The 3563-nt window shown below is 77.8% G+C and carries 5 protein-coding genes and 1 pseudogene; 4 read left to right on the top strand and 2 right to left on the bottom strand.

Annotation, left to right across the window (positions count from 1 at the left end; translation table 11 throughout):
* Positions 1-217, bottom strand: a pseudogene (locus ONA70_RS35295) (hypothetical protein); the annotation flags it as partial.
* Between the two features lie 145 nt (positions 218-362).
* Between ONA70_RS35295 and ONA70_RS35300 the strand changes: the two are divergent.
* The 3 genes from ONA70_RS35300 to ONA70_RS35310 are packed head-to-tail and all read left to right on the top strand — an operon-like array spanning position 363 to position 2346.
* Positions 363-1037 carry a glycosyltransferase family 2 protein gene (locus tag ONA70_RS35300; protein WP_265010818.1) on the top strand — a complete coding sequence of 225 codons (675 nt, stop codon included), beginning with the start codon at positions 363-365 and terminating at the stop codon, positions 1035-1037.
* Positions 1034-1720 (top strand): TIGR04282 family arsenosugar biosynthesis glycosyltransferase, encoded by a 687-nt coding sequence (locus ONA70_RS35305; RefSeq protein ID WP_265010819.1) that lies wholly within the window; start codon positions 1034-1036, stop codon positions 1718-1720. Before ONA70_RS35300 ends, ONA70_RS35305 begins: the two co-directional genes overlap by 4 nt.
* Positions 1717-2346, top strand: a complete 630-nt coding sequence (locus ONA70_RS35310) for a class I SAM-dependent methyltransferase (protein WP_406601302.1) — start codon at positions 1717-1719, stop codon at positions 2344-2346. Before ONA70_RS35305 ends, ONA70_RS35310 begins: the two co-directional genes overlap by 4 nt.
* Before the next feature lie 29 nt (positions 2347-2375).
* On the opposite strand, the gene sigJ is transcribed toward ONA70_RS35310, so the two are convergent.
* Positions 2376-3260, bottom strand: a complete 885-nt coding sequence (gene sigJ / locus ONA70_RS35315) for an RNA polymerase sigma factor SigJ (protein WP_265010820.1) — start codon at positions 3258-3260, stop codon at positions 2376-2378.
* Positions 3261-3406: 146 nt separating this feature from the next.
* Between sigJ and ONA70_RS37095 the strand changes: the two genes are divergently transcribed.
* Positions 3407-3563 (top strand): NAD-dependent epimerase/dehydratase family protein (locus ONA70_RS37095; protein ID WP_406601303.1); only part of this gene is annotated, 157 nt, incomplete at its 3' end.

Consider the following 3563-nt stretch of genomic DNA (forward strand, 5'->3'; position numbering starts at 1 on the left):
CCGCCGGGGTGCCCCAGCCGACGTGCGGCCGCCAGGTGGCGTAGAGCGGAGCGGCGTCGGCGTGCAGGCCCACGCCGCGCCGGTTGAGCACCAGCCCGACCACGATCGCGGCGACCAGCAGCGCCGCCTCGACGGCCAACACGAGCAGGTCGCCCCGGTCCCGGGACACGGCCCGGTCCGCGGCGGCGGCACGGGGCAGGGTGGGTGCGGGTCTCATGACGACCGGACGGTACGGCGTGCGCGGGCGCGGCGTCGACGAAACCGTCGACACGTCACCGGACGGTAAGAAATCGCTGGCCGGTAAGGGTTCCGTAAGCACGATCGGGGCGTGGGCGGGCGCGTACCGGCCTAGCGTCGGCGGCATGCCGACACAGATCGACGTGGTGCTGCCGTGCCTGGACGAGGCCGCCGCCCTGCCGGGTGTGCTGACCGCGCTGCCGCCCGGTTACCGGGCGATCGTGGTGGACAACGGTTCCCGGGACGGCTCGCCGGAGGTGGCCGCCCGCTACGGCGCCCGGGTGGTCCGCGAGCCCCGCCGGGGCTACGGGGCGGCCGTGCACGCCGGGATCGAGCACGCCGAGACGGAACTGGTCTGCGTACTCGACGCCGACGGTTCGTTCGATCCCGGTGAGCTGCCCGCGCTGGTCGCTCCGGTGGCGAGCGGCACGGCGGACCTGGCGGTGGGCCGGCGCCGGCCGGTCCGCGCCGGGGTCTGGCCGTGGCACGCCCGGGCCGGCACCGCGCTGGTCGCCGCGCTGCTGCGGCAGCGGGGGGTGCCGCTGCGCGACCTCAGCCCGATCCGGGTGGCCCGCCGGGAGGCGCTGCTCGCCCTCGGGGTCGCCGACCGGGCCTTCGGCTACCCGCTGGAGCTGATGATCCGGGCCGCCGCCGCCGGCTGGCGGATCCACGAGCGCGACGTCACGTACGCCCCGCGCGCCGCCGGCACCCGGTCCAAGGTGTCCGGCTCGGTACGCGGCACGCTGCGGGCCACCCGCGACTTCGTCGCCGTGCTGCGCAGCGTGGAGGGTCGACAGTGACCGTCCTGCTGGTGGTGGCCAAGGCGCCGGTGGCCGGGACGGCGAAGACCCGACTCTGCCCGCCCGCCAGCCCGGCGCAGGCGGCCCGGATCGCCGCCGCCGCGCTGGGCGACACCCTGGACGCCGTCGCCGCCACCCCGGGCGTCACCCCGGTGCTCGCGCTGGCCGGCCGGTTCGTCGACGCCGAGGACGGCCCGCACCTCGCCGCCGCGGTGGCCGGCTGGCCGGTCCTGCCGCAGCGGGGCGACGACTTCGCCGCCCGGCTCGCGCATGCCCATGCCGACGTGGCGGCGGCCTACCCGGGGCGGCCGGTGCTGCAGATCGGCATGGACACGCCGCAGCTGACCGCGGCGGTACTGGCCGCGGCCGTACGCCGGCTGGCCGAACCCGCCGTCGACGGGGTGCTGGGCCGGGCCGCCGACGGCGGCTGGTGGGCGCTGGGCCTGCGCGACCCGCGCCAGGCGGCGGCGCTGCGGACGGTGCCGATGTCCACCCCGGCCACCGGGCGGCTCACCTGGGCGGCGCTGGCCGGGCGCGGCCTGCGGGTCGGGGCGCTGCCGCGGCTACGGGACGTGGACGGCTGGGCCGACGCCCTCGCGGTCGCCGACCTGGCCCCCGGCGGCCGCTTCGCCCGGGAGGTCGCCGCGCTGCGGCGCACCCTGGTGCCCGGGGGCCGGCGGTGATCGTCGACGGCTTCGGCACCGCGCTGCGGCATCGGGAGGTCGGCGCGCACTGGCTCGTGCACGGCGACGGGACCCGCAGCCGGCTGCCGGTGGACCGCTGGCACGGGCCGGCCGAGGCGGCGACCGCGTCGGTGGTGGCCCGCTGCGCCGGCCCGACGCTGGACCTGGGCTGCGGGCCGGGCCGGCTCACCCAGGCGCTGGCCCGCGCCGGGCTCACCGCCGTCGGGGTGGACGTCTCGCCCCGGGCGGTGGCGCTGACCCGGGCGCGCGGGGCGGTCGCCGTCCGGGGCGACCTGTTCGACCCGCTGCCGGCGGAGGGCCGGTGGCAGCACGTGGTGCTGCTGGACGGCAATATCGGCATCGGCGGCGACCCGGGGCTGCTGCTACGGCGGTGCCGGCAGCTGCTGTGCCCGGGCGGCAGCGTCCTGGTCGAGCTGGACCCGCCGGGCAGCGGCACGTGGCAGGGGCAGGCACACGTGGTCTCCGGCCGGCACCGGGGGCCGAGCTTCCGCTGGGCGCGGCTGGACACCCGGGCGGTGCCCGAGGTGGCCGCGCCGGCCGGGCTGGCCGTCCGCGAGGTGTACCGGGCCGGCCGGCGCTGGTTCGCCGAGCTGGTCACCGCGTAACGCCGCGCTCGGCCGCCGCCGGCGAATCGTCAGTCGTCGAGGCCGGCGAGGTCGAGTCGGCCCAGCCGCTCCGGGTCGGCGATCACGTCGATGGCGGCGATCCGGCCGTCGGTGACCGTGAAGGCCATCACGGACAGCGGGCGGCCGGCCGCGCTGACCAGGACGCCGGCCGCGCCGTTGACCAGCACCGGTCGGGCGAACGGGGAGAACCGGCCGAACGTGGCGGCCTGCGCGGCCACGGTCCGGGCGCCGGTGAGCACGGTGGTGTGCCGGGTGCGGGTGGCTCCGCCATCGGCGCGGAGCACCACGTCGGGGTGGAGCACCGCGACCAGCCCGTCGAAGTCGCCGTCGCGGGCGGCGGCGAGGAACGCGTCGACGACCGCCCGCTGTCGGGTCAGGTCGGGGTCGGGCGCCGGGGCCCGACCCTGCACCCGGCGCCGGGCCCGGCTGGCCAGCTGCCGGGCCGCGGCGGGCGTCCGGTCGATCATGTCGCCGATCTCCTCGAAGGGCACGGCGAACATGTCGTGCAGCACGAACGCGAGCCGCTCGGTCGGGGTCAGGGTGTCCAGCACCACCAGCATGGCCAGCCCGACCGAGTCGGCCAGGACCGCCGCGTACGCCGGGTCGTCGGTCTCCTCGGTGCGCACCACCGGGTCGGGCATGCGTACGTCGAGAGGTTCCTCGGGGTGGTTCCGGCGGGACCGCAGGGTGTTGAGGCAGACCCGGGCGACCACGGTGGTCAGCCAGGCGGCGAGGTTGTCCACGCCGCTGGTGTCGGTACGGGCCAGCCGCAGCCACGCCTCCTGCACGGCGTCGTCGGCCTCGGCGTGCGAGCCGAGCATCCGGTACGCCACGGCCCGCAGCTGCGGCCGCTGCTGCTCGAACCGCTCGGCCAGCCAGCTGTCCTCGCCCATGTCCCGTTCCTTCCTCGCGGTGTCCCACCGAGCCGACCCCGAGCCGCCCAGGGGTGTGACGTCGGGTGACCCCGATCACTCCCGGTCACACTTCCCGGTCCCCCGGGTTCGAGCGGGTGGAACCACGACACCCTACGGAGGACGACATGACCGCACCCATCCTGGTCACCGGCGGCACCGGCACCCTCGGCCGGCTGGTCACCCCGCTGCTGCGCGACGCCGGGCATCCCGTACGGGTGCTCAGCCGCCGGGGCGGCCGCCCGGCCGACGGCATCGAGCACGTCACCGCGGACCTGCTCACCG

Source organism: Micromonospora yasonensis, from assembly GCF_026013475.1.
Taxonomy (GTDB): Bacteria; Actinomycetota; Actinomycetes; order Mycobacteriales; family Micromonosporaceae; genus Micromonospora; species Micromonospora yasonensis.

Bases quoted from the DNA above. Each gene is read 5' to 3' on its own strand.
- sigJ (WP_265010820.1), bottom strand. From the start codon at position 3,260: ATGGGCGAGGACAGCTGGCTGGCCGAGCGGTTCGAGCAGCAGCGGCCG.
- ONA70_RS35300 (WP_265010818.1), top strand. From the start codon at position 363: ATGCCGACACAGATCGACGTGGTGCTGCCGTGCCTGGACGAGGCCGCC.